Genomic DNA, 24,623 nt, shown 5'->3' with positions numbered 1-24,623 from the left:
CCGCAGTCCGGCGTGGCCCACCGCGGCCGCGATGGTTGGGGCCGGGCGTTGCCTGCGCTGGACTGCGAGTTAGGATGGAGAGTGGAAGAGGAGGCTTCATGGCCCGTTACGTGACCTTGCACCTGCACAACATCGCGGCGGGGCGCGAGGCGGACTACGCCGCGTGGTTCGAAGAGGAGCACCGCCCCCGGCTCACCGGGTTGGAGGGCTTCCTGTCGGCCGATCGCTTCGAGATCGCCCCGATCCAGATCATGCCCGACATCGACCAGCCCTGGCGGTTCCTCAGCTTCTACGAGTTCGATTATCAGGTGCCCGACAGGGACATTCCCAAGCTGGGCCGCCTGCTCGAAGGACCGCGCTGCGCCGGGCTCATCGACGATGGCAACGAGAGCGAGCGGCTCTACACCTACAACATGTATTCCGACTGGCACGTCGGTCCCAACTGGCAGCAGGGCAAGCCGCTCTCGGGGCTGTTCATCATCCCGGCCAACCTCGTGCAGGGGCGCGAGGAGGACTACCACCGCTGGTACGACGAGGTGCATATCCCCGAGGTCAGCCGCGTGCCCGGTTTCGTGGGCATGAAGCGCGGGCGGCTCGCGGGCACCCAGTGCAATCCGCGGCGGTACTGTCCGGGCGGTGAACTGGTGGTCTGTGCGCACCAGACCGACAATCTGCTTTTCAGCGTCAAGGACTTCTCAGCGCGCGCCCGCGGCGTTTCGCCCAGCGGCGTGGCGATGGAGCCGCGCTCCACGGCCGGCTCGTTCGCGCGCACGGTGCACTTCTTCACCAAGATCAGCGGCGAGATCTGGGACGGGGGCATTGCCTACGCAGGCGATTTTTCGGCCTACCCGGAAAACTGGGAACGCCAGCCAAGACAGGAGGCCTGAGTGGCAAGGACGATCGTGATCACGGGCGCGGGCGAGGGGCTGGGCAAGGCGCTCTCGCGCCGCTTCTGCGAAGACGGCGACAAGGTGGTGATGCTGGGCCGCACGCTGGCCAAGCTGGAGACCGCGGCGGCCGAATTCGGCCCCAACTGCATGGCGGTGCGCTGCGACATCGGCGATCCGGATTCGGTGCGCGAGGCCTTTGCCGCAATCGCCAGGGTCCATCCGGGCATCGATGTTCTCATCAACAACGCGGCCGTCTACGTGCCTTTCACGCTGGAGGACGCCGAGGATGCCGATATCCTCGCGCAGATCACGACCAACATTGCGGGCCCCGTCTTTGTTGCGCGCGAGGCGGTCAAATCCATGCCTTCGGGCGGGCACATCATCAACGTCACCAGCGAGAGCGTCGACCTTTCGATCCCGATGTTGTGGTTCTACGCCGCGACCAAGGGCGCGGTCGAGCGTATCGGAAAAGGCTGGCGCGAGGGACTGGCGGGCAAGGGCATTCGCGTGACCACGGTGCGCGCGGGCAAGATGTTCGGTGAGGGCAAGACCGGGAGCGGGTGGTCGATGGAGACGACGATGCGCTTTGCCAAGGCCTGTGCGCAGGCGGGCATGCCCATGCAGGAGCAGCCGATCACCGACTTCGCCTCGCTCCTGCCGACCTTCCGCACGATCGTGGATTCGCCCGAGGACCTCAATCTCGATCTCGTGACCCTGGGCGCGCGCCGCCCGGTCTGACCTTGCTGAAGACAGGACATCCCATGACGCTTCTTCCCCCGGCCCGCCTCTATATCGATGGAACGCAGCGCGATGCGCAAGGTGGCGGGACCTTCGAGGTCATCAACCCCTGGACGGGCGAGGTTGCGGGTGAGGCGGCCGATGCCACCTCGCAGGATGTCGATGCGGCGATTGCCGCCGCACGCCGGGCTTTCGATGAAACGGACTGGGGCGATCCTGCCAACCGGGCCACCCGCGTCGCGTTGCTGACGAAGCTGCGCGCCTTGTTCGAGGCGAACAAGGACCGGCTTGCCGCGCTCGCCCGGTTCGAGGCGGGCGCGGCGCTTGGCGCGGTGGGCATGGCGCATGTCGATACTGCCAACCAGGGCTGGGACGACTATCTCGCGGTCTTCGACCAGGTGACCTGGGAAGAGGACCTGGGCAATCGGGACTTTCGCGGCTTTCCCTCGCACCGCAAGGTTGTCTACGAGCCGGTCGGCGTGGTCGCGGCCATCACGCCCTGGAATGTGCCGCACTACGTCAACGTGGGGAAGGTCGTCGCCGCGCTACTGGCGGGCTGCACCGTGATCCTGAAGCCCGCTCCCGATACGCCGGGCATGGGCGCGATCTGGGGCGAACTGGCTGCAGAGGCTGGCTTTCCTGCAGGTGTCCTCAACGTCGTCTTCGGCAAGGACCCGGCGGCGGCGGGCGAGCAGCTCGTCCAGGACCCGCGCGTCGATCTTGTGAGCTTCACAGGCTCCACCGGAGTGGGCAAGCGGATCATGGAAGCGGGCGCGGCGACCTTGAAGCGCGTCTTCCTCGAACTGGGTGGCAAGAGCGCCAAGATCGTGCTCGACGATGCGCCCGACTTCGCGCGCGAATGCGCGCAGTCGATGCTGGTCTTCCACGCCGGTCAGGGCTGCGCGGTGCAATCGCGCCTGCTCGTTCCGCGCAGCCGCTACGAGGAAGCCAAGGCGGGCCTCGCGATGGCCTACCAGGGCTTTGGCGACAACTGGGGCGGCATGGACGAACCGACCCACATCATGGGCCCCGTCGTCAGCGCCCGGCAGATGGAACGGGTGCTGGGGTACATCGAACTGGGCCAGCAGGAAGGCGCGACGCTGCTCGCCGGAGGCAAGGCCCGTCCCGACAAGGGAGGGGGCTATTTCATTGAACCTACGTGCTTTGTCGATGTGGACAATTCCATGCGCATCGCGCAGGAGGAGATCTTCGGCCCGGTCCTGGTGGTGATCCCCTACGAGGATGACGAGGACGCCATCCGCATTGCGAACGAAAGCCAGTACGGCCTTTCGGGCGGGGTGGTTTCCGCTGATCGTCTCCGGGCCGAACGCGTGGCCCGCCGGATACGGACGGGGTCGGTCAGCGTTAACGGGGGGGATGTGCATCGCCGGCGACCTGCCTTTCGGCGGGTTCAAGGGCAGCGGAATGGGGCGTGAGTGGGGCCTTGCGGGCATCGAGGAGTTCCTCGACAGCAAGGTCATCGCGACGCGCCTCGCGTCGTGAAATCGGCGCCTCGTGACAGGGGGCGGGGCGCAGTGATGGATTGAAGGTGACGTGAGCGAAGGCCTGAACGATACCAACCAGCAGGGGCAGAAGCTGGGCAAGAAGGGCAAGATCACGCGCGAGCGTATCCTGAGTGCCTCGCGCGAACTGATCGCCGATCCGGCCTGTGAATTCTCGCTCAGCGGCGTCGCGCGGCACACGGGCCTGCGCATGTCCTCGATCTACACCTACTTTGCCGATTTGCCCGATCTCTTCCTGGCCGTGCTCGATCCCGTCGCGCGCGAGGCCGAGGAGGCCTATCTCTCCTTGCTGCGCACGCGCTGGGCGGACGGGGAGATCGATGCCCGCGCAACCGAACTGGTTCAGGCTTTCTACGCCTACTGGGAGCGCCACAGCCGCCTCCTGCACTTGCGCAATCGCCTTGCCGACCAGCACGAGCGCTCCGTTCTGCTCCAGCGCATTGCCATGGCGCGCAAGGTCGTCCGCCTGCTCGGTTGGCAGATGGGCGGTGATCCGGACGGGGCAACGGGAGAGCCCTATGACCTTGCCAGCGTGCTCTATACCGGGCTCGAGCGCGTGGTGACCATTGCCACCGACACTGAGCTCAAAGCCTGCTATCCGGCCGACATCAAGCCTCGCTTCGAAGGCGCCACGCTGCGCCAGCAGTCGCGCCTCCTGGCGCTGGCGATCAAGGACCAGCGCGCAGCCGCGTGAGGTGCCGGGAAGAGTAGGAAAACCAAGAAGGTGGTTCCGAGGGCCATTGCCCTCGGGCTCCCCAAAACTGTCTGGGGCAGTTCGCGCGGCTATTTTGCGTATGAATGGCGAGGTCGCGTGGCGCTGGAATTGGGGACAAAGCCCCCTTTATCTGACCGGCCTTACGCTATGGACCGAATATTGATTGAACGCGCTGGGCTCGCCCGTTCCGGGAGCCCGAGGGCGATGGCCCTCGGAACTGTCCTTCTTGCTTCAGTCCGCCTTCTTGCTTCCCAGGCTGGCGACGTAGGCCTCGATCCGGGCGAGGTAGTCCGGGTTCAGCATGAGCGCGCTGTTGGCCATGCGCTCGACCTGGCGGGCGGTGTCGCGTCCCACCTCGGCGGCCATCTCGATCGCGATCTTGGCGGCGCCCATCTGCTCGGCGCTGTTCTTGGTCAGGTGGCGGCAGAAGTCGAGGGCAGCGTCCTCGAACCCCTCGTCGGGCAGCACGTCGTGCACGAGGCCCATGACGAGGGCCTTGTCGGCATCGGCCTTGCGATTGGCCATGACCAGCCAGCGCGCCCAGTGGGGGCCGCAAATCCGTGTCAGGCGGCTGACCCCGTTCGAGGCGGGGAGCACGCCGAAGATGCCTTCGGGGAAGGCGAACTCGGCGCTCTGGGCGGCCAGGCGAAAGTCGCAGGAAAGTGCCATCTCCAGCCCGCCGCCGACGCAAGGCGCGTGGATGGCGCAGACGATGGGCTTCTCGATGTGCTCCATCTCGTCGTAGATGCGCTGCATGCCGAACAGGCCGGTGCGGTGGTTCTCTCGGATAGCGCCCGCGCTACGGGCCTGGGCCGAGGGCGCCCCGCTGCGCAGGTCCGCGCCCGAGCAGAAGTAGCGTCCGCGTGCCCGGATCAGCAGGACCCGTAGGTCCGGATCGTCGCGCAGGCGCGCAACGGCCTCGTCGAACAGCGCCATGGTCTGTGCCGACAGGGCGTTGAGCTTGTCGGGCCGGTTCAGGGTCACGACGAGAACGCCGTCGACGACCTCGCTCAGGAGGTGGGGGGCGTCCTCGCTCATGGTGTAAATCTCCGGTTCCGGCGGGCCATCAGGCGCGTGTCCGGGGCATGCCGAGCGCACGCTCGGCGATCATCGAGCGGTGGACCTGGCTGGTGCCGCCATAGATGCGCGTGCCGTGGGCATGGCGGTAGCTCTGGTTGATGAGCTGGGCCGCGCCTTCGCGCTTGGTGAGCGAGAGCGGGGCGGTCAGGTCCAGGAGGTCGCGCGCGTCGTCCAGGAAGCGCTCGGAGGAGAACATCTTGGCCATCGGGCCGTAGGCAAGGTTGGGCTTTTTCTCGACCGACGCCCAGCCTGCGCGGTGCTCGAACAGTTCCGAGACAAGCATGGCGGCCAGCGCGCGGGCGAGGCGGGCACGGACCTGCGGTTTCTCGATCAGGCGTCCGTTGCCGTTGGGAATGGCGCGGCACAGCTCCTCGGCGGCTTCGAGGTTCGCGTACATGGCGTTGGCAAAGCCGCCGCCGTGCTCCAGTTCGAGCGCTAGGCTCATCGTGCGCACGCCCCCGTCGACTTCGCCCAGGCGCCAGCTGTCGGGCACGTAGACGTTGTCGTAGAAGGTGATGTTGGTGCGCTCGTCCTGGAAGGTGTGCACCGGCTGGATCGTGATGCCCGGCGCCTTCAGGGGCACGATGAACATCGTCAGACCCTTGTGCTTGGCGACCTCGGTGTTGGTGCGCGTGAGCATGAGGACGTAGTCGGCGAGGTTGGCACCGCTGGTGAACATCTTGGTGCCCTCGATCCGCCAGCCATCGCCGTCACGCGTGGCGCGGGTCTGGGCGGCAAAGACGTCCGAGCCCGAGCCGGGTTCGGAGTAGCCCAGGCTGGCGATGGCATCGCCCGCGACGATGCGGGTGAGCACTTCGTCCTTCAGTTCCTGCGAGCCGGCGCGCGAAATCATCAGGCCGACCATTTCGGCAACGCCCGCCGCCGGGTTGGAATAGCCGTGCTTTTCCAGCGCGCGGCGCGAGGCCGCGCGGGCGTAGGGGCCCACGCCGCGCCCGCCCAGTTCCGGACTGGAGAGGAAGAGCAGGCCCGCATCCGCCATCTTCTTGTGGAGTTCGGGCACCCAGCCTTCCCAGCTGTAGTGGAACTTCGCGCGCATTTCGGGCGTGACGCTCGCCTCCATAAAGGCGTCGATCTCGGCGATCATGGCGCGTGCCTCCTCGCCGATGTCGAACTCGATGGGGAGGTCGCCGACGTCGGGAAGCGGCGGGGTCACCTCGCCGTAGAGGCGTTCGCCCGCCTCGACCAGAAGCTGCGCGGGATCGCCCAGCACCAGCGGCCAGGCCTTGGCGCGAAGGGCGTAGAGGTAGATGTCGTATTCGGTCGTCAGGCCATATCCCCCGAAGGTCTGGATTGCCTGGCTGACGGCCCTGGCGGCTGCATCCGCGCCCCACCACAGCGCCAGCGAGACCAGCGCGGCCGCGTTCGGCGTGCCATCGGCCAGCGCGCGTATCGCACGCCAGGTGATGAGGCGCGTGCCATCGACCTCACACAGGTTGTCGGCCAGCGGGTGGCTGATCGCCTGGAACTGTCCGATGGGCTGGCCGAACTGCTTGCGCTCGCAGGCGTAGTCGGCGGCCATCTGCACGGCCTTGCGGCCGAGCCCGGCGAGCGCGGCGGCGGTGAGCAGCTTCCACTCCTCAAGCGTAGCAGCGAACAGGGCGAGAGCCTCCTCGCCCTCGGCAAGAACACGTGGGCTGGCGTGCGTGAAATCGACCTCGCACAGGCCATCGCCGGCAAGGTTCGCCTCGCCCTTGCGGGCTGTCTCGGGCACTTCGTAAAGCACCACGGCGTCGTTGGTGCGCGCGATCACCAGTTCGGCGTGTTCGCCGCAAGGGACGAACTGCCGCGCCGCCGTGCTCACATCGCGCAGCGCGAGCGAGGCGACACGTTCGCCTGCCACCACCGCGGCGAGAACCTCGTCGAAGGCGCTGTCTCCCAGCATGGCGATGAGCCGCGCGGCGAGCAGGGTCTCGGCGATGGGGCCAGAGGGCAGGGTACGGCCCACTTCCTCCATCAGTACCGCGGCGTCGAACGTGCCCAGGCCCAGCCCGTCGCGCGCTTCGGGAACGCGCAGGAGGAAGGCGCCCAGCTCGGCCATCTCGCCCCACAGTGCAGCATCGAAGCCGACCTGTTCGTTGGCGCGCAGCCGTTCGGGCGTCAGGTGGTCATCGAACAGCCGCGCGAAGCTTTCGCGCATCATCTCCTGTTCGGCGGTGATCTCGAAGTTCATGGCCTATCCCTGCCGCTTGCCCATGAGCTTGGACATGTCGATCTGGCCGGTGGCGAGCGCCCCCATGAAGCCGCCGTCGACGGGCAGGACCACGCCGTTGATAATGGAGGCCAGCGCCGAGTTCAGGAGGACGAGGCCGCCCGCCTGTTCCTCGGGCGTCGAGTAGCGGCCCATCGGTTCGGCCGCAGCGTCGACCACGTCCTTGCCCGAGGCTTCGTGGAAGGTTTTCATCATCGGGGTCTGCGTGGGACTGGGCAGGGTGCAGTTGATGCGGATGCCCTGCTTGATGAGCTGCGCGCCCATGAACTGGGTCCACACGATCACGTTTTCCTTGGAGAAGGCATAGCCTTCCGCAACCGTTTCGGCGTTGGCCTCGCACCATGCGAGCGCGGCGTCCCAGCCCTTTGTCGTCACGAAGCCCATGTTGTCGGGAATGCGCCGGCTCCAGCCGAGCCCCCCGGTCGAGGCGATGTTGGCGATGGCGCTGCCCGCCTGCATCTTGGGCAGGAGCTGTTCGGTGAGGTGGCGAAGGCCAATGAAGTTCACCTTCATGATGTCCAGCGGCGGAAACGAGGTGGGCAGGCCTGCACAGTTGAACAGCGCGTCGATCGGTCCCTCGATGGCACCGGCGGCGGCCTCGATGGAGGCGGGGTCGCGCAGATCCTCGGTGTGGAAGCTGGCGAGCGGCAGGTCGCAGGCCTTGAAGTCCAGCCCGTGCACCTCGGCGCCAAGATCGAGCAGCAGCTTGGCCGTTGCATGCCCCATGCCGGAGAAGCAGCCCGAGACCACCACGCGCTTGCCCGCATAGCCCAGGAAATCGCTCATTTTCTTTCTATCCTCTCTTGCGCTGGGGAATCAGGATTTGACCGGCGGCCAGACCTGGCGCTCGGTGCCGTCGTCGTCCTCGAGAACGAAGATGATGCGTTCCGGGCAGGCCCGGGCGCCGTTGAGCGCGGCCTTTTCGTCTCCCGCAGAAACAGCAAAGCCCTCGGTGTCGATGTAGCCTTCCTCGTCGAGCGGGTAGAGCGCCGGAGCGATCGCCTGGCAGCGCGCGTTCCCGACACATTCGCCCTTCCTGATCCGCACTTTCATGGCAGCCATGGTCTCCTCTTCCAGCCTTCAGCTAGACCGCAAGACCCCTGGGCGATCAACGGTACGGGACGCCTCATCGCTCGCACGATAGGCGCGGAGGAAGGCGGGCAAGTGGGGATTCCCGCAAGGGCAATCGCGCGGGCGGTATCGGGCGGGGCCGTGCTGAAATTCCCAGCATGCCATGCAACATGACGGACAAACAGGTTCACACTGCACTTTGCGGAGAGTTTCGATGGCATCGCATCCGGTCAGCCCAGCTGTCGGCAAGCCCGACCATGTCCCCGACGCACTGGTCTACGATTTCGACTTCCACTACGACCCGGGCCTTCTCAGCGAAGGTCATGCGCGCATTGCCCAGATCGCGCGGGAGGCGCCGCCGGTCTTCTGGACCCCGCGCCAGGGCGGGCACTGGATCGTGGCCAGCCACGCGGCGGTCTACAGCGCGCAGCGCAGCCCCGAGATCTTCAGCAACGGACCTGTTCCCTACGAGATGATCGCGGCCCACAACGCGACGCTTCCCGACGAGAAGAAGTCTCTGATCCCGCTGCCGATCACGGTCGATCCGCCGGTGCACGATACCTACCGCAAGCCGCTCAACAAGACGTTCAGTCCCAAGAACATGCTGGCCCTGAAGGACCGCATCCGCGCGCTTGCCGCCGAGCTGGTCGCCAAGGTCAAGGACAAGGGCCACTGCGAATTCATGTCCGAGGTCGGCGAGCCGCTGCCAACCACGATCTTCCTCGACATCTTCGGAATGCCCCAGGACAAGCAGCGCGAATACCGCGACCTTGTCTCGCAGCACCTCCATTCGACCGACATGAACCCGGCCGCGGTGCAGCAGCGCCTGCGCGAAGTGGCCGATGTCATGCGCGAGACGATTCTCGCGCGCCGGGACGCGCCGCAGGGCGACGTGCTTTCGATGCTCTGGCAGTCCGAGTTCGACGGGCGCCCGGCCACGCTCCACGATATCGAGAACTACGCCGTCATGCTCTTCGTCGCCGGGCTCGACACGGTGATGAACGGGATGGGGCTGGGCGTGCGCCACCTCGCGATGAACCCTGACCTCCAGGCCCGCCTGCGCGCCGACATGGCGCTGGTGCCCGAGGCCGCCGACGAGATCCTGCGCCGCTATACTTTCACCGTCCCCCCGCGTTTCGTCCACCAGGACGCCGAGTTCGAGGGGGTCGCGATGAAGAAGGGGGAGATGGTTCTGATGTTCCTGCCCTCGGCCGACCTCGACCCCAAGGAGTTTCCCTCGCCCGAGGCGTACGATCTGGCGCGCGAGAACAAGGCGCACATCGCCTTTGGCACCGGGCCGCACCGATGCCTGGGCTCGCACCTCGCGCGCATCGAACTCCAGGTCCTCTACGAGGAAATGCTGAAGGCGCTGCCCGAATTCCGGCTCGATCCCGAACAGTCCGTCACCTTCCACGGCGGCAACGTGATCGGCCCCGACCAGCTCCACCTCGTCTGGGACGCATGAGCCTGGGCGTTCCCCGGCCCCGCCCACGTCTCGACCGCGACAACCGCGCGTTCTGGACCGGTGGGGGCGAAGGCCGGCTGATGATCTGCCGCTGCGGCGATTGCGGGCAGTGGCTTCATCCCCCGCAGCCGGTGTGCCGGGCCTGCTGGAGCGAGAACGTGGCGCCCCAGCCCGTCTCGGGGCGGGGCACCATCGATAGCTTCACGGTCAACCACCAGCCTGGATGCCGGGCCTGGCGGTGCCTTTCGTGATTGCCCGCGTGGCGTTGGAAGAAGAGCCCGCGATCTATCTCACCACCAATATCGTGGGCTGCCCGGTCGAGGACGTCGCGGTGGGCGATGCGGTTCATGTCACGTTCGAGGAAGAGGACGGCATCTTCTTCCCGCTGTTCGAGAAGGACGCCTGATGGCTCGCGGCGAAGCCTATATCACCGGGATCGGGATGTCCGAGGTCGGCGTCCGGCTTGAACGCCACCCGCTGCTCTTGACGCTTGATGCGGTGCGCGAGGCGCTGGCGGATGCCGGTCTGAAGCCGGAGCAGATCGACGGGGTCGCCACCTATCCGGGCAAGATGCCAAGCTTCCTCGGCTTCTCGCCGGTCTCCTCGGACGACGTGATCGAGGCGCTGGGCCTTACCACCCGCTGGCACTTGGGCGGGGCCGAGATGACCGCGCAACTGGGCGCGATCTCGGCGGCCGCCATGGCGGTGAAGGCCGGCCGCGCGCGCCACGTGCTGTGCTTCCGCACGGTCTACGAGGCCGCCGCGATGGCCAACCCGACAGACTATCCCCCGCCGCGCCGGACCGAACTGACCGGCGCTTCGCAGTGGACCGCCCCGTTCTTTGCGATCTCGGCCGCGACCTGGGTGGCGCAGTACGCGACGCGCCACATGGCCCGCTATGGCATGACTCGCGAGCAGTTGAGCGAGGTCGCTCTCAACGCCCACCGCAACGCCGCGCGCAACCCCCGTGCGCTGGTCAAGGAGCCGCTGAGCGCCGAGAAGTATTTCTCTGCGCGCATGATCTCTTCGCCTTTCTGCCTCTACGATTGCGACCGTTTCACCGATGCTGCGACCGTCATCATCGTCTCGGCGGGCGAAGCACTGGACGAAGTCACGGCCACCCCGATCCGGATTGCGGCGAGCGCCGGTTCGGTCGAGCGCTACAGCTGGGACCAGGCCGAGTGGCCGGGCTCCTATCCTACCGGAAAGGCGCTGTGGGAACACTGCGATTACGGACCTGCCGATATCGACGTCGCGCAGTTCTACGATGGCTTCGCGTTCCACCCGATCACCTGGCTCGAAGGGCTGGGCGTGTGCGGGATCGGTGAGGGGCACCGTTTCATCGAAGGCGGCACGCGCATTGCGCTCGATGGCGAACTGCCGCTCAACACGGGCGGCGGGCAGCTCGGGGCAGGGCGCCTCCACGGCTTCGGGTTCGCGCATGAAAGCGTGGTGCAGCTGCGCGGGGAAGGCGGCGAGAGACAGGTACCGGGCAGCCCCCGCGTGGCGGTGGCGACGAGCGGGGGCGGTCCGATGGCCGCCGCCCTGCTGCTGACGCGCGAAAGCTGATGGTCCGTCCGGCCTTCCACCGCGCCATCGTGATCCGGCCCGTGGCGGGGCAGGTGACCGCGCTGGTCGAGGATGACCTGCACCATATGCAGGTTACCCTCGTCCACGACGGGGAGGCCATTACCCGCGTCGAGAGTGAAATGATCCGTGCGCCCTGGTCGACCTGTCCGGGAGCCGTTCTGGCTCTTGCGCGCACCTTCACCGGCGCGGCGCTGGACACCGCAGCGGGTGTCGGCGCGAAGAAGCAGAACTGCACCCACCTTTTCGACATCGCCGTGCTGGCGGCGGCCCATGCCCGCGACACCGAGCCTACCCGCTATGATCTGTGCGTCGAGGATCCGGTCGACGGCGTGCGCCATATGGACATCGCGCGCGGCGGAAAGCTCTGCATGGCGTGGAGCGAAAAGGACAAGCGCTTCCTCGCGCCCGCCAGCATCGCGGGACTGGGCTACAAGGAGATGGGGCCCTGGATCGCCTCGCTCGGGCCTGCGGACGCGGAAATGGCGCGGCTCCTGCGCGGTGTGGCGGTGATCTCGCATGGACGGCAGATCCCGATGGAGAAGCAGTCCGATGCCACGCGCATCCCGCCCAATTGCCACACCTTTCAACCCGGGCAGCGCGAACATGCCGTGCGCGTCAGCGGGATCCACGATTTCACCACCGCGATCCATGGGCCGCTCGATGGGCTTCCCTGAGGGCGCGCGCTAGACTGCGACGAAACCATAAATACGTGCTGGAGAGATGGTCATGGAAATGAACGACATGGTGCTGATCAGCGTCGACGATCACATCAGCGAACCGCCCGACATGTTCAAGAATCACCTGTCGGCCAAGGACCTGGAGGACGCGCCGCGCTTCGTGACCGATGCGAACGGCAAGGCAGCCTGGGAGTACCAGGGGATGTACCTTCCCTCGGTCGGCCTCAACGCCGTGGTCGCGCCCGATGAACGAATACGGGATGGAGCCGACCGCGCTCGAACAGCTGCGCGAAGGCGTCTACGATGTTCACGCGCGTGTCGGCGACATGGACGTCAACGGCATCGCGGCCTCGGTCAATTTCGGCAGCGTGTTCGACTTTGCCGGTGGGCGCCTCCACCGCGCCAAGGACAAGGACCGCGCGCTGGTGCACCTGCGCGCCTATAACGACTGGCACAAGGACGAATGGTGCGATGCCTATCCGGCCCGCTTCATTCCCTGCGGCATCCTGCCGACTTGGGACATGGACGCCTGCGTCGCGGAGATCCATCGCCTTGCGAAGAAGGGCTTCAAGGCCGTTTCGGTCAGCGATGCGCCCACCGTCCAGGGCCTGCCCAGCATTCACAACGCATACTGGGAGCCGTTCTGGAAGGCGATCGTCGACACCGACCTCACCATCTGCTGCCATATCGGTGCGGGCAACCCGGCGCCCCACGCCTCGGAGGAAACCCCGATCGAGGCCTGGATCACGACCATGCCGATGTCGATTGCCTATGGCGCGGCGGACTGGCTCCAGCTCCAGGCTCTTCACAAGTACCCCAGCCTGCGCATCGCGCTGTCCGAGGGCGGGATCGGCTGGGTGCCCTATTTCCTGGAGCGGTCCGACTTTTCCAACTGGCGGCACAAGGCCTGGACCAATTCGGTGTTCCAGGACCTGAAGCCCAGCGAGATGTTCAGGCGTCACTTCCTCAACTGCTTCATCGACGACCAGTTCGGCCTGCAGAACATCGAGTACATCGGCGAGGACAACATCGCCTATGAGACCGATTACCCGCATTCCGACACGCTCTGGCCCGAGGTGCCCGAGCATCTCTACAAGTCGCTGCGGCATTTGACCGATGCGCAGATCGACAAGATCACGCACCAGAACGCGATGCGTTGGTTCAACTTCCCGCTCTTCGACCTGGGCCGCAAGGAGGACCTCACCGTGGGCGCGCTGCGCCAGCGGGCCGAGGACGCCGGGGTTGATACCGCGCCCAAGAGCTCGGGCGGCGATCGCCCGGTGGAAGAGGGTACCACGCGTCCGATCACCTCGGGCGATCTCATGCGCATGTTCTCCCAGCATGACCGCCGCAAGAAGGAGAGCGCCTGAGGGAGAGCGCCTCTGGGCGCCTCCTTTTACACCTGCTGGGCACGCCATGAAAAAGGGGCCGGGTCTTGCGATCCGGCCCCTTCTCGTTGGGACTGTAGAAAAGAAAGGGTCAGGCCGCCGCGACGAGCGGGGTAACCGAATGGTTGTCCTCGCGCTCCACCGCCTGGTTGATCGCATCCTTGAGCATGTCGCCCAGCGCTTCGACGTCGATATTGGCCGAAGGGCGGTAGACGAAGCCGATGGCCATGGGCTGGTCCACCGCGTAGGCCGGAAGCAGCGCGGCGCAGATCTCGGCCTCGATGCCGAAGCCCGCTTCGCCCACGACCATGCCCTTACGCTCGTACTGGTCGAGCAGGGTGAGCATGTCGGCATAGGGGATATGCTGTCCTTGCGCTTCGGCGTTGAGGCGGCGCACGATGCCTTCGCGGCGCGGACGCGACAGAGTGGACAGCAGCAGGCGGCCCACGGCGCTGTCGGTCAGGCGCTCGGTCTGGCCGCCGGTGAAGCTTTCGCAGAACATGCCGACACGGCGGTTGCCGGCCGAGCGGCAGTTGAAGACCTGCGCTTCCACGCCGACGAGGCCGAACAGCGCCACGGTCAGGCCCGACTGCGCCTGCAGGCGATCGAGCAGAACGGTAAGGCGGCCATCGCGGATGATCGGAGCCTGCGTCGAACCGCCCAGCATCGCGGCGCGCGGCGTCGGGCGGTACGAGCGGTTCTGGCCGTCCTTGTAGAGAATGCCCAGTTCGACGAGGCTCGAAAGCAGTTCCGAGGTGCTCGACTGCGGCCGGTCATAGCGCCGCACGATATCCATCACGGTCGCGTGGGGATGGGCCTCGTCGAAGAACTGCAGGACTTCGACAACACGACGCGCGATTTTCGCCTTATTCGATGATTGTGCCAGCATATCTCTCTCCTCAACTCTCTTATTGAACAGCAGTGTTGACTTGCTGGCGGGGGAAGTCAACAAAAATGACACCATATCGTTTTTGTGGCGCGGCGTGATCGGAAGAGTGGATCGAAAATGGCGGAAGAGCTAGGGTTCAGTGTGGATCACAGCGATTACAATTTTGACGTCGCCGCGCTCGCCGAAGGGGCCGGGCCGGTTCACAGCCCTGTCGTGGTGCTCGATCTTGACCGGATCGACCCTTGCGATCCGGCGTGTAGACGACTGTCCTTGCCGCCGTGTCCGGTCATTGGCCTGGGTGATTCGCGCCATCCACTCGCCGCGCAAGCCGATTGCCTGGTCGAACCGCCCGTGCGTTTGGACGGGCTCATCGCCGCGATCCGTGCGCGCCCGCTGGCGGCGAGCGTTCTCGTTCAGCTTCTGCGCCTGATCGAGGGCATGGACCCGGCCCGTGCGCTGGTGGCGGAATCCTTGGCCTATGCGACCTTGCAGGGCGGCGATGAGCACACTCGGTGGCTCGCCGAACGACGCACCGCTCCAAAAGATCATCCGGCAGGACGGCTCCACGTCACGCGCAAGGACGATGTGCTGCACCTGGAAATGGACCGGCCCGGGACCCACAACGCCATCGATGCCCCGCTGCGCGATGCCCTTCGCGAGGCGCTGGACCTGGCGGTTCTCGATCCCACCATCGCGCGCGTGGAGCTTCGCGGTGGGGGGCGCGCGTTCGGGGTGGGGGCGGATCTGGCCGAGTTCGGGACCACGCGCGATCCGGCCCGGGCCCATGCCATCCGGATGCAGACGCTGCCCGCCCTTGCGGCGGTGCGCTGCGGCGAGCGGCTGGTCAGTCGGGTGCAGGGCCTGTGCGTAGGCGCCTCGCTGGAACTTGCCGCCTTCGGGCGTATCGAGGCGCGCCGGGACGCGATCTTCCACTTGCCGGAACTGGCGATGGGGCTGCTGCCAGGAGCAGGCGGATGCGTGTCGCTGTCGCGCCGGATCGGCCGTCAGCGCACCGCGCTCATGGTCCTATCCGGCCGCCGCATCGGCGTGGAGACAGCGCTCGCCTGGGGCCTTGCCGACTCGTGTGTCGACGCGCTCGTGCACTAGTCGTCCGGCAATCAGGGTGGCGCGGACCATGGCGGTGTCGAGGACCTTGCGGGCAACTTGCCAGGGGCGATCGAGCAGGCACAGGTCAGCCGGGGCGCCCACGGTGATGCGACGCCTGCGCGCAAGGTCGGCCGGATCGGCCAGGAACAGGTCGAGCGCCTCTTCGGGAGAGAGGCGTTCGTCCAGGCTGAGGACCTTGCCCGCCCGGGTTTGCCGGCTACAGGCCGCACGCATGGCGGCCCAGGGGTCGAGCGTGCCGTAGGGGGCATCGCTTCCTGCCGCGAGGGTTACGCCTGCCTCGCGAAAGGCGCGCAGGCGGTAGAGGTGTGGCCAGTCGGACGCGGGGACGTCGGCGCGGTAGCGGTCGCCCCGCTCGGCAATGAAGGCGGGCTGGCTCACCACCTGCAGGCCCAGCTCGGCGATCTGCGCGATGAGCGGATCGGGCGCGATCCCGGCGTGTTCGATGCGGTCGCCAGGGCGCGCGCCGGCGCTGCGCAGAAGAGCGAGTGCGAAGACCAGTTCGACTTCGGTGGTGCAGTGGATCGCGACCGCCCGGCCGCGCGCGTGGGCGGCCCGCGCCGTCTCCGTCACCACATCCAGATCGGGCAGGGCGTTTTCGTGAAGGTGGAGCTTGACCGGGCCCAGGGTCAGCCCCGGAGGGAGCCGGATATCGCTCAGTTCCGGCGTTCCCGCGACCATGATCGCAGGGGCGAAACCGGTCGTGCGTGCGGCGTGCAGCCAGGCCACGGTGTCGCGCGCGTTGGCGGGCGACATGTCGGTCACGCCGGTGATGCCCCCCGCCGTCAGACGCGCGCCCAACGCGGTGAGGTCGGGGGGGCTGGCGGCAAGGGTGGTGCGAAGCCAGGAGTCTTCGTCGAAGAGGCGTCCTGTCCAGTTGCCGTCGATGCGCTCCAGACCCGGCGGCGGGGCGGCGCGCTCCAGGAGCTGCGCAAGCGCGGCGCTGTTGAGGAACCACATGCGCCCGGATCGGTGCTGGATGCGCACCGGACGGGTCGGCAGCCATGCGTCGAGCTGGTGGCGCGAGAGCATTCCGGCAACCGCCTCGTGGTAGCCGGTGCCGCGAAGCCAGTCGGAGCCCGGCGCGGCGCGAAGGACGCGCCGCAGGGTTGCGGCGTCGTCCACTTCGGGAGGGCCGCAAGGCACCGAGTGGACAGCCGCGGCACTTGCGGCAAGGTGGATGTGATGGTCGTGCAGGCCGGGCAGGAGCGCGCCGCCCTCGGCCTCGAGAATGGACTCGCCCGGCAGGGGAGAAAGGGCGCCGATGGCGGTGATCCGGCCGTCTGCGATACGGACATCGGCGCGCGGGCCATCGATGGGACCCGAGGCAATCCGGGCATTGCGGATCAGCATGGGACCGCCTCGGGCGCGAGGATCGGCTGGCCGCGTCGCGCGTTCCAGGCAACAAGGTCCTGCGATAGGTGCGGATCCTGGGCCACGGCCTCCCCGACAAGGCCACTCATGGCGACGATCAGGCGGCCGCCGTGTCCGGTGCGATAGCGTTCGAGCGCGGCGCGGGCGGCGAAGATGCCGGTGAGCGGATCGGCAATGGCATCGCCGACGAAGCCGACCTGGCCGGTCTGCGCGTGCAGCCGGGCCGAGAGGCCCCCGGCCACGCTGGTGTCGTCGCCAAAGCCCACCCAGTTGGTCGCCTCGCCCGCTATCCCGTGCCCGGTGATGGTCAGCCAGACGAGGCCGGGCCGCGCGCGCACGAGGGCCTCGGCGTCGAACCCAAGCTGGCGCAGCGCGCGCGGGCGGGCGGCCTCGATTACGATGTCAGCCTGTGCGATCAGCTGGGTGAGCAGGTCGCGGCCCGCAGCGGTGCGCAGGTCGAGCGCGACGGTGCGCTTGCCCTCGGCGAGGCGGGTGAAATGGCGGGGGTCGGTTTCGCGCAGGCGGTCCTCGCGGCCCCGGCTCTCGATGCGCGTGACCTCGCCGCCGCACAGGCGCAGGAGGCGCGCGGCGAGGGGACCGGCCCAGAGCGCGGAGAGGTCGAGCACGCGCGGCGGGCGATTTTGCGCCGGTCGGTCATGGCCCAACGCGCTGGGGGCAAGCGCGGGGGAGGCGGGGCGCTCGGAAAGGCCCGCGATGGCCATGCCCAGGAGACGCCCGCGTGCGACCGCCTCGGCCTCGTCCAGCAGCGCGAAGCCGGTGGCAAGGTCGATGGGGGCGTCCGTCTGGAAGAGCGCGGGCAGCAATTCCCGGTCGCTGGGCCGCGCGAGATTGAGCGCCACCCAACCATCGCGGGTGCGATGAAAGCGGCAGCCGCCCCGGCAGGACACCGCACCTGGTACCGTGAGGCCATGCAGCACGGCACGTTCGGCGAGCAGAGCTCCGGCCTCGGGCAGGTGCGCGGCCGGGCTCAAGGCGGCGAGGGCATCAAGCTGCCCCTGCGCCCAGCGCGTCAGCGGGATGGCGGGCGCGATCACGGCTTCACGCGCCGAACCAGCCCTTCACCTCGCGGCGCAGGAGCTTGCCCATCTCGTTGTAGGGGAGGGTGTCGACCACCAGCGTCCGCTCGGGCACGCGGCTGGAGCGCAATCGGGCGCGCACCAGCTGGCAGAGTTCGTCATGCGGCGGGCAGTCGCAATCAGGTGCGGTGACGATGGCGATCCCGACCGCTTCGCCCCATTCGAGGCTAGGCACGCCGGTCGCGCAGGCATCGGCAATTGCGGGGTGGGTGAGCAGGACGTCCTCGATCTCGCCGGGCGAGATGTTCTCGCCGCCGCGCACGATCACATCGTCCGCGCGGCCCGAGAGGAAGAGATAGCCCTCCTCGTCGAGATAGCCTGCATCGCGTGTCGGGAACCAGCCATCGGCGGTCAGCGCGGAGCGTTCCTTGTACTCGCCCGAAACCTGTTCGCCGCGCACGAAGATCTCGCCCGCCTGGTTGGGGCCCAGAACCGTGCCGTCCTCGTCGCGGATCTCCAGTTCGATGGTTGGGAGCGGGCGACCGACCGAGGCGAGCCGGGCGCGCACCTTGGGATCTTCGGAGGCTTTCGCCGCGCGGTGGTCTTCGGGGCCAAGCAGCGCGATGGTCGAACTCGTTTCGGTAAGCCCATAGGCGTTTGTGAAGGCGGTTTCGGGAAAGAGGTCCAGAGCGGCCTCGATGAGCTCGCGCGGCATCCTGCCTCCCCCATAGGAAAGCGCGCGCAGCGAGGACACATCGCCCGGCGCACCTGCGCGGATGGCCTCGACAACGCGGGCGAGCATGGTCGGCACGACGAACGCGTGGGTGACCTTCTCCTTCGCCACCAGATCAAGCCAGCTCTCGGGGGTGAAGGCGGGCAGGAGTACGATCCGACACTGCGCGTAGATCGAGGTCAGCAGGGCGGCAATCCCGGCAATATGGTAGGGCGGGACGGTGACGAGCCGGGCCATGTCCTCCTCGGCCGAACCGAACTCGACAGTGCCGATCACGTAACTCGACAAATTGGTGTGGCGCAGGATCGCGGCCTTGGGCGCTCCGGTCGTGCCGCTGGTGAAGAGCTGGACGGCAGCGCCGAGCCCCGGATCGGCGTCTTCCAAGGGCGGTGCCGCGCGCGCCCGGGTCACGAAATCCGCGCGTTCCAGCAGGGTATTGGCCGGGTCTTCGCAAAGCGTCCCAGCCCGCGCGGCATCGCCCACCAGCAGGCAGGGCGTGATCCGGGCGAGCAGCGCGGCAAGGTCGGGATCGGCCAAGCGATAGTTCAGCGGCACATAGGGCACGCCGGCCAGCGCCGCGCCGAAGAGCGCGAGCACGGCGGCCTCGCTCGATTCGTCGAGCAGCGCGACATATTCTGCGCCCGACTGGCGGATCGTGTTCGCCGCGCCTTGCGCAGCGGCGAAGAGTTCGGCGTAGGTGAAACGTGCGCCGTCGCACACCAGCGCGGTACGGTCGGGGGCGGCCTGCGCGGCCATCTCGAGGAAGAGGGCGATGTTCATCGCGCGGGGGCCTTTCGTTCAGTCCGAGGCCGGAAGGGGCTTCGCGTCCTTGGTGACGAGCGGCGTGCCGTCGACCGCGAGCGAACCCTTGCCCGGTTTCACGCAGAGCAGTTCAAAGGCGGCGTCGGCATCGACGTAGCGCTTGCCGATGAGTGTACCTCCCGCGTGATCGGCGGCAGGCTCGCCCACACTCTGCTTGTCCTCGGCCATGGGGGCACCGCCGCACTCGATGGTGCCTTGTCCGGCACGGATGACCATCACTTCGGTATCGCAGGTCGCGCTCTTGAGGCGGGTTCCGGGTTTCATGGCTTGTTCCTGTCGTGCTTGCTGCGCAAGGCCGCTGGCGGCCCGGCGTCGGGGGTGGGGCGGGGATCAGGCGATGGCGCCTGTCGCCTTCAACTGTTCGATGCGCTCCCATTCCAGGCCCAGTTCCATCAGCACCAGTTCGGTGTGCTCGCTGGGCTGGGGGGAGCGCGTGGTGGTGATGGGTTCGTGGTTCCACTCGACCGGACTGCGTGATAGCTTGAGCGGCTTGTTGCTGCCGTCGGCGGCCTCCACTTCGAGGATGTGGTCGTTGGCCTGAACCTGTTCCTCCTCGGCGAGTTCGAGGAGGTTGAGGATCGGCGCCCACTGGCCCTTCATCGTGCGCAGGTGCTCGCGCCAGTAGGCGAAGGGCTGCGCGGCGAAGGCTTCGACGAGGATCGCACTGGCTGCCGCGGCGTTCGTGATGAGGCTCAGGGGGTCGGCAAAGCGCGGGTCCTGAGCCGCCTCGGGGCAGCCGACGTGGGCGAAGGTATCCTCGATCAATCCGGTCGGGCTCACCATGCACAAGTTGATCGTGCGCCCGTCGCTCGTGCGGAAATTGCCCATGAAGGGATTGCGCGCGTTGCCGCCGGAACTGGGCATCGGGTTGCGGGTGATGATCCCGGTCTCAAGGGCCTGGGCCATGTTTGCGCCCGCCGCCCAGGTCGCGGTCGAGAGCAGCGAGACGTCGAGTTCCTTGGCTTCGCCCGTGCGTTCGCGGTGGAACAGCGCGGCCGAGATGCCGCCTGCGATGAACATGCCCCCGATCGAATCGCCGAAGGCCTGGATGCCCTGGCTGAGCGGGCCGTCCATCTCGGTGGGGGTCATGCAGTCGGCGATGCCGCTGCGGCTCCAGAAGGCGGTGCCGTCAAAACCGCCCAGTTCGCGTTCGGGCCCCTTGTCGCCCCAGGCGCTGCCGCGCGCGTAGATGATATTGGGGTTGGCCCGGCGGATGTGCTCGACATCGAAATTGTACTTGCGGCGGTGCTTGGGGAGGTAGTTCGTCAGGAACACGTCGCAGTGTTTCGCCAGTTCGTAGAGCACTTCCTGGCCCTCGGGCGTGGTGAAGTCGACGCCGACCGAGCGCTTGCCGCGGTTGGGATGCTCGAACAGGGTGTGGCGCTGCGGATCGAGAGTGACACCGCCCATGTTGAGGAAGCCGCGCTGCGTGTCGCCGCGCACCGGGTGCTCGATCTTGATGACGTCGGCCCCCCAGTCGGCGAGGACGGCTCCTGCCGCGGGGACGAACGTGAACTGCGCCACCTCGAGCACTCTCACACCTTCCATGACTCTCGCCATCTGCACGTCTCCCCGTTTCTGTCTTGGCTTCAGGGATAAGGCGGCGGCGGCGCAGCGTCACCCTTTCGGGGGGCTGCGAGGCGCGATCATCGCTCCAACGATAGCGCGGGCCGGGGCACGCGCCGTGGCGATATCCCGCCGCTCCGGTGGATTTCGCACAGTGGTCCCCGCAAGCAGGGCAGCAAAGGCAACATCCGGACGTGGGAGAGCAGCAGATGGAACTGGGCAGCGCGACGAGTGCGATCGTGACGGGCGGCGCTTCGGGGCTTGGCCGGGCAAGCGCGGAGGCGCTCGCGGCCAAGGGCGTGAAGGTGGCGATCTTCGACCTCAACGAAGAGGCGGGCGCTGAAGTCGCCGCGTCCATCGGCGGGACCTTCCACAAGGTCGACATCCTTGATGAGGACAGCGTGGAGGCGGGCTTTGCCGCCGCGCGCGCCGCGCACGGGCAGGAGCGCGTGCTGGTTCACTGCGCGATGGTCGCCAAGGGCGGCAAGACGGTGAGCCGGGACAAGGAAACCGGCGCCTGGAAGCGTCTCAGCACCCAGGACTATGCCTTCTCGGCCGAGGGTATCCTGGTCGCGAGCTACCGCGTGGCCTCGATCGCGGCGCTCGGCATGGCGGCAAGCGACCCGCTAGGCGAGGACGGCGAGCGCGGTGCGATCATCCTCACCTCCAGCGCGGCCGCGCAGGACGGGCAGGTCGGACAGGTCGCCTATGGCTCTCTCAAGGCGGGGGTGAACGGGCTTGTCCTGCCCATGGCGCGCGATCTCATGGACTTGGGGATCCGGGTCAATTCGATCATGCCGGGCATCTTCGCGACGCCTCCGATGCTGCGCTTCAAGGACTTCAACGCCAAGATGTGGGACGCGCTCAACGCGTCTGTTCCCTTCCCCAAGCGGCTGGGGCGGCCCGAGGAATTTGCCAGTCTCGTCGTCGAGATTGCCGGGAACAGCTACCTCAACGGGCAAGGATTTCGCATCGACGGCGCGATCCGGATGCCGCCGCGCTGACCCGGTCGGGGAGGCGCAGGCGCTCGTTTCCCGATTTCATTTCAGAACGTTGCGAGCTTCTTTCTCGGTGTCCGCTTTGGGTTCACTAAGCCGGTTTGCGAAAATTGCATTCGCAGTTGCACAAAGAAATACTAAGCTAGGTTGACATTTCGCCTCGTTTGATACTAACCTTGCTTAGCTTTTCGGGGCGAGGCGCCAGACAGATCTCGCTACCAGATCCCAACGCGGACCAGCAGGTCCAAACCAAAGTGAGGTCCATGATGAACACCAAGATGCTCGCATCGCTCTGCGCCGCCGCTGCGTTCCTGCCGCTCAGCGCGCAGGCCGCCACCTCCCAGGAAGAGGCCACCACCAGCGCCGCCGCGATCGTTCAGGTCGCGCAGGGCACGCAGGCCCAGGCTCCGGCGGTCGAGGCGCGCAAGGGCTCGATGATCTACAGCGATGGCAAGCGTATCGGCCAGGTCTTCCGCGTGCGCGAGAACGGCGATGCGCAGGTTGTCATCAATGGCCAGAGCCACATCGTTCCTGCCGAGACGCTGATCGAGAAGGACGGCAAGCTCGCCACCACGCTCAGCCGCTCGCAGGTCGTGTCCGGCCGTTAAGAATCTTCTCCCGTGGGGCCTTGCTGACGCCCCCGAGAATCCGCGCAGGCGGATATGGGCTGCCGATCCTTCGGCAGCCCCTTTTCGTGTCGATCCCAAAGACGGCTATCTCGCTCGGTTAGGCCAAGGCTGCGTGCGAATGGTGCGCCAGACAGTTCGGGGAGCCCGAGGGCGATGGCCCGTGAGGACGGCTCTTCTTTCCGACTTGCTACTGGATGTTCCCGAGGTTCGCCGAGATCGCCTCGAGCGTGGCATTGATCTGTCGCAGTTGCTCGTCGGACAGGCCGGCAAAGGTCGCCTCTTCGCTGAGCGTCGCAACATCGCTCAGCGTGCCGGTCAGTTCCTGGCCCTTGGGCGTCAGGTAGATGGCATGGGCGCGGCGGTCGTCGTGCTTGCGTTTGCGTTCGACCATGCCCTCGGCGATCAACCGGTCGACCAGGCGCCCGGCGGAGACTTCGGAAATTTCCAGTGCTTCGGCGATGACTCGCTGGGTGGCCCCGGGGCGCGAGGAGACGACGGCAATGACCGTCCATTGCGAGCGGGTGACGCCCAGTTCGGCAATTGCCTCGTCGAAGTGTTTGCGCATGAGCCGCGAGACGATCGCCATCTTGAGCGCCACGTCGCGCTTGAGCGTGTCGGGCGCGGCCTTGCGGCCGTCCGTCCCGGACGTATCCGGAAGGCCCGGGCAGGTGGCCGAGGCCGAAGCGGGCAGCGAGCCGCTCACACCCTTTCGATGATGATCGCGGGGGCCATGCCGCCAGCCGCGCACATCGTGACGAGGGCGTAGCGTCCGCCGGTGCGTTCCAGTTCGTCGAGCGCGGTGCCGAGGAGGACCGCGCCCGTCGCCCCGATGGGGTGGCCCAGCGCGATAGCGCCGCCATTGGGGTTCACCTTCTCGCGCGCAAGGCCAAGATCGCGGATGAACTTCTCGACGACGACCGCGAAGGCCTCGTTCACTTCCCACACGTCGATGTCGTCCGGGGTGAGCCCGGCGCGGGCAAGCGCCTTGCGCGCGGCAGGCACCGGCCCGTTCAGCATCAGGGTGGGATCATCGCCGATGTTGACCGCCGTTACCACCCGCGCACGCGGTGTGAGGTCATGGGCCCTGGCGTATCCGGACGAGGCGAGGAGCAGCGCGGCGGCCCCGTCGACCACGCCCGAGGACGTGCCGACATGGTGGACGGGCGTGAACTCGAGATCGGGATAGCGCCTGCTGATCTGGCCGGCAAAGCTGGTGCCTTCGCGCGTGGCGGGCAGATCGTAGAACATGGCAAAGGCGGGTTTCAGCTCGGCAAGCCCCTCGGCGGTGGTCTGGGGGCGAGGGTACTCCTCGTGGTCGAGCAGGACCTTTCCGTCTGCGTCGGTCACGAAGGCGAGCGAGCCGTCAAAGCGGCCTTGTGCGACGGCCTGTGCCGCGCGGCGCTGGCTTTCGAGCCCGAAGGCGTCGAGCTCGGCGCGCGAGATCCCTTCCATCGCGGCAATGGCATCGGCGGCAACGCCCTGGTTGGTCTGGGGGTGGCGGGCATCGAGCGAGGGGTTGTTGGTGCCAAGCCCCCCGGCAATGTGCACCTTCTTCTCGCGCAGCATCGTGCCGTAGTCGACGACATGGCTCATCATCTCGCTGCCCCCGGCAACCACGCAGTCTTCCAGGCCCGCCATGATCTGGCCCGCCGCAAGGCTGGTGGCGGTGAGGCCCGAGGCGCAGAAGCGGTCAAGCGTGACGCCGCTGACCGTCACGTCGTAGCCCGCATCGAGCGCGGCCATGCGGCCCAGGTCGCCGCCCTGCAGGCCCATCTGCGCGCTGGTGCCCCAGATCACGTCGTCGATAGTGGCGGTGTCGAGGCTGTTGCGCGCGCGCAGCGCGGCCAGCACCGTGCGGGCGAGGTGCTGGGGGTGCAGGCCCGAATAGGCGCCCTTGCCGGTCTTCCCGATGGCGCGCGGCGTGCGCACCGCGTCGATGATGTAGGCCTCGGCCATGCAAGCTCTCCCCTGGCAATTGGCGGTCCCTGCCGCGCGCCCCTTTTCCGCTGGACGGACTGCAGGCGCGTGCATCTTGGTCTGGCACCACAGGCGGGATAGGCCAAGGCTCGGGCGCGTGTGCGGG

At 67.3% G+C, this 24,623-nt stretch carries 24 protein-coding genes and 1 pseudogene; 13 read left to right on the top strand and 12 right to left on the bottom strand.

What is annotated here, in order from left to right; all coding sequences use genetic code 11:
• Window positions 1–98: 98 nt before the first annotated feature.
• From MBENS4_RS06535 to MBENS4_RS06520, 4 genes and pseudogenes are all read left to right on the top strand, one after another.
• Window positions 99–887, top strand: a complete 789-nt coding sequence (locus MBENS4_RS06535; RefSeq protein WP_039389557.1) for a hypothetical protein — start codon at window positions 99–101, stop codon at window positions 885–887.
• The gene (locus tag MBENS4_RS06530; RefSeq protein WP_039389556.1) at window positions 888–1,628 is read left to right on the top strand and encodes an SDR family oxidoreductase; all 741 of its coding nucleotides are present in this window, start codon (window positions 888–890) and stop codon (window positions 1,626–1,628) included.
• Window positions 1,629–1,651: 23 nt separating this feature from the next.
• Window positions 1,652–3,131, top strand: a pseudogene (locus MBENS4_RS06525) (aldehyde dehydrogenase family protein).
• A 51-nt stretch (window positions 3,132–3,182) separates the two neighbouring features.
• On the top strand, window positions 3,183–3,845 hold the full coding sequence (locus MBENS4_RS06520; protein ID WP_052322053.1) for a TetR/AcrR family transcriptional regulator: 663 nt from the start codon (window positions 3,183–3,185) through the stop codon (window positions 3,843–3,845).
• A 252-nt stretch (window positions 3,846–4,097) separates the two neighbouring features.
• On the opposite strand, the gene MBENS4_RS06515 is transcribed toward MBENS4_RS06520, so the two are convergent.
• The 4 genes from MBENS4_RS06515 to MBENS4_RS06500 are packed head-to-tail and all read right to left on the bottom strand — an operon-like array spanning window position 4,098 to window position 8,238.
• Window positions 4,098–4,904 carry an enoyl-CoA hydratase/isomerase family protein gene (locus MBENS4_RS06515; protein WP_039389555.1) on the bottom strand — a complete coding sequence of 269 codons (807 nt, stop codon included), beginning with the start codon at window positions 4,902–4,904 and terminating at the stop codon, window positions 4,098–4,100.
• Between the two features lie 28 nt (window positions 4,905–4,932).
• A complete protein-coding gene (locus MBENS4_RS06510) occupies window positions 4,933–7,137 on the bottom strand; it encodes an acyl-CoA dehydrogenase (RefSeq protein WP_039389553.1) in 2,205 nt (734 codons plus the stop codon).
• 3 nt (window positions 7,138–7,140) lie between these two features.
• A complete protein-coding gene (locus tag MBENS4_RS06505; RefSeq protein ID WP_039389551.1) occupies window positions 7,141–7,962 on the bottom strand; it encodes a coniferyl-alcohol dehydrogenase in 822 nt (273 codons plus the stop codon).
• A gap of 30 nt (window positions 7,963–7,992) precedes the next feature.
• Window positions 7,993–8,238, bottom strand: a complete 246-nt coding sequence (locus MBENS4_RS06500) for a ferredoxin (protein WP_242404810.1) — start codon at window positions 8,236–8,238, stop codon at window positions 7,993–7,995.
• Window positions 8,239–8,461: 223 nt separating this feature from the next.
• On the opposite strand from MBENS4_RS06500, the gene MBENS4_RS06495 reads away from it, so the two are divergent.
• The 6 genes from MBENS4_RS06495 (at window position 8,462) to MBENS4_RS06475 (ending at window position 13,349) form a co-directional block, all read left to right on the top strand.
• The gene (locus tag MBENS4_RS06495) at window positions 8,462–9,712 is read left to right on the top strand and encodes a cytochrome P450 (protein ID WP_039389549.1); all 1,251 of its coding nucleotides are present in this window, start codon (window positions 8,462–8,464) and stop codon (window positions 9,710–9,712) included.
• Window positions 9,709–9,963: a Zn-ribbon domain-containing OB-fold protein gene (locus MBENS4_RS27280; protein WP_304413559.1), complete on the top strand. Its 255-nt coding sequence runs from the start codon at window positions 9,709–9,711 to the stop codon at window positions 9,961–9,963. Before MBENS4_RS06495 ends, MBENS4_RS27280 begins: the two co-directional genes overlap by 4 nt.
• A gap of 8 nt (window positions 9,964–9,971) precedes the next feature.
• Entirely contained in the window at window positions 9,972–10,118 is a 147-nt protein-coding gene (locus MBENS4_RS26505; protein ID WP_304413558.1) for a hypothetical protein, read from the top strand.
• The gene (locus tag MBENS4_RS06485) at window positions 10,118–11,281 is read left to right on the top strand and encodes a thiolase family protein (RefSeq protein WP_039389547.1); all 1,164 of its coding nucleotides are present in this window, start codon (window positions 10,118–10,120) and stop codon (window positions 11,279–11,281) included. The genes MBENS4_RS26505 and MBENS4_RS06485 overlap by 1 nt, the downstream gene beginning before the upstream one ends.
• Window positions 11,281–11,976: a DUF2889 domain-containing protein gene (locus MBENS4_RS06480; RefSeq protein WP_039389546.1), complete on the top strand. Its 696-nt coding sequence runs from the start codon at window positions 11,281–11,283 to the stop codon at window positions 11,974–11,976. Before MBENS4_RS06485 ends, MBENS4_RS06480 begins: the two co-directional genes overlap by 1 nt.
• A gap of 248 nt (window positions 11,977–12,224) precedes the next feature.
• On the top strand, window positions 12,225–13,349 hold the full coding sequence (locus tag MBENS4_RS06475; RefSeq protein WP_242404809.1) for an amidohydrolase family protein: 1,125 nt from the start codon (window positions 12,225–12,227) through the stop codon (window positions 13,347–13,349).
• Window positions 13,350–13,458: 109 nt separating this feature from the next.
• On the opposite strand, the gene MBENS4_RS06470 is transcribed toward MBENS4_RS06475, so the two are convergent.
• Window positions 13,459–14,256, bottom strand: coding sequence for a helix-turn-helix domain-containing protein (locus tag MBENS4_RS06470; protein ID WP_039389544.1), 798 nt, complete (start codon window positions 14,254–14,256; stop codon window positions 13,459–13,461).
• Window positions 14,257–14,397: 141 nt separating this feature from the next.
• Between MBENS4_RS06470 and MBENS4_RS24640 the strand changes: the two genes are divergently transcribed.
• Window positions 14,398–15,363, top strand: a complete 966-nt coding sequence (locus tag MBENS4_RS24640) for an enoyl-CoA hydratase/isomerase family protein (RefSeq protein ID WP_242404808.1) — start codon at window positions 14,398–14,400, stop codon at window positions 15,361–15,363.
• Here MBENS4_RS24640 and MBENS4_RS06460 read toward each other — a convergent pair.
• The 5 genes from MBENS4_RS06460 to MBENS4_RS06440 all read right to left on the bottom strand — a co-directional run bounded on the left by MBENS4_RS06460 (window position 15,283) and on the right by MBENS4_RS06440 (window position 20,907).
• Window positions 15,283–16,734 carry an amidohydrolase family protein gene (locus MBENS4_RS06460; protein ID WP_039389540.1) on the bottom strand — a complete coding sequence of 484 codons (1,452 nt, stop codon included), beginning with the start codon at window positions 16,732–16,734 and terminating at the stop codon, window positions 15,283–15,285. The two genes, MBENS4_RS24640 and MBENS4_RS06460, sit on opposite strands and share 81 nt — an antisense overlap.
• Complete coding sequence (locus tag MBENS4_RS06455; RefSeq protein WP_052322052.1) at window positions 16,728–17,810, bottom strand: CoA transferase; 1,083 nt, start codon at window positions 17,808–17,810, stop codon at window positions 16,728–16,730. Before MBENS4_RS06455 ends, MBENS4_RS06460 begins: the two co-directional genes overlap by 7 nt.
• 4 nt (window positions 17,811–17,814) lie before the next feature.
• A complete protein-coding gene (locus tag MBENS4_RS06450) occupies window positions 17,815–19,305 on the bottom strand; it encodes a class I adenylate-forming enzyme family protein (protein ID WP_039389539.1) in 1,491 nt (496 codons plus the stop codon).
• A gap of 18 nt (window positions 19,306–19,323) precedes the next feature.
• Complete coding sequence (locus tag MBENS4_RS06445) at window positions 19,324–19,611, bottom strand: hypothetical protein (protein WP_039389536.1); 288 nt, start codon at window positions 19,609–19,611, stop codon at window positions 19,324–19,326.
• Between the two features lie 66 nt (window positions 19,612–19,677).
• Window positions 19,678–20,907, bottom strand: a complete 1,230-nt coding sequence (locus MBENS4_RS06440; RefSeq protein ID WP_039389533.1) for a CaiB/BaiF CoA transferase family protein — start codon at window positions 20,905–20,907, stop codon at window positions 19,678–19,680.
• Between the two features lie 215 nt (window positions 20,908–21,122).
• On the opposite strand from MBENS4_RS06440, the gene MBENS4_RS06435 reads away from it, so the two are divergent.
• The gene (locus MBENS4_RS06435) at window positions 21,123–21,917 is read left to right on the top strand and encodes an SDR family oxidoreductase (protein WP_039389531.1); all 795 of its coding nucleotides are present in this window, start codon (window positions 21,123–21,125) and stop codon (window positions 21,915–21,917) included.
• A 257-nt stretch (window positions 21,918–22,174) separates the two neighbouring features.
• Window positions 22,175–22,519, top strand: coding sequence for a hypothetical protein (locus MBENS4_RS23910; RefSeq protein WP_144400861.1), 345 nt, complete (start codon window positions 22,175–22,177; stop codon window positions 22,517–22,519).
• Window positions 22,520–22,727: 208 nt separating this feature from the next.
• On the opposite strand, the gene MBENS4_RS06425 is transcribed toward MBENS4_RS23910, so the two are convergent.
• Entirely contained in the window at window positions 22,728–23,243 is a 516-nt protein-coding gene (locus tag MBENS4_RS06425) for a MarR family winged helix-turn-helix transcriptional regulator (protein ID WP_242404807.1), read from the bottom strand.
• Complete coding sequence (locus tag MBENS4_RS06420; RefSeq protein WP_039389529.1) at window positions 23,240–24,496, bottom strand: acetyl-CoA C-acetyltransferase; 1,257 nt, start codon at window positions 24,494–24,496, stop codon at window positions 23,240–23,242. The genes MBENS4_RS06425 and MBENS4_RS06420 overlap by 4 nt, the downstream gene beginning before the upstream one ends.
• Window positions 24,497–24,623: the final 127 nt, after the last annotated feature.

Origin of the sequence: Novosphingobium sp. MBES04 (genome assembly GCF_000813185.1) — a bacterium.
GTDB classification, from domain to species: Bacteria; Pseudomonadota; Alphaproteobacteria; order Sphingomonadales; family Sphingomonadaceae; genus Novosphingobium; species Novosphingobium decolorationis.
Note: the sequence above shows the minus strand (reverse complement) of the source record. Positions and strands in the feature narration are given on the sequence as shown.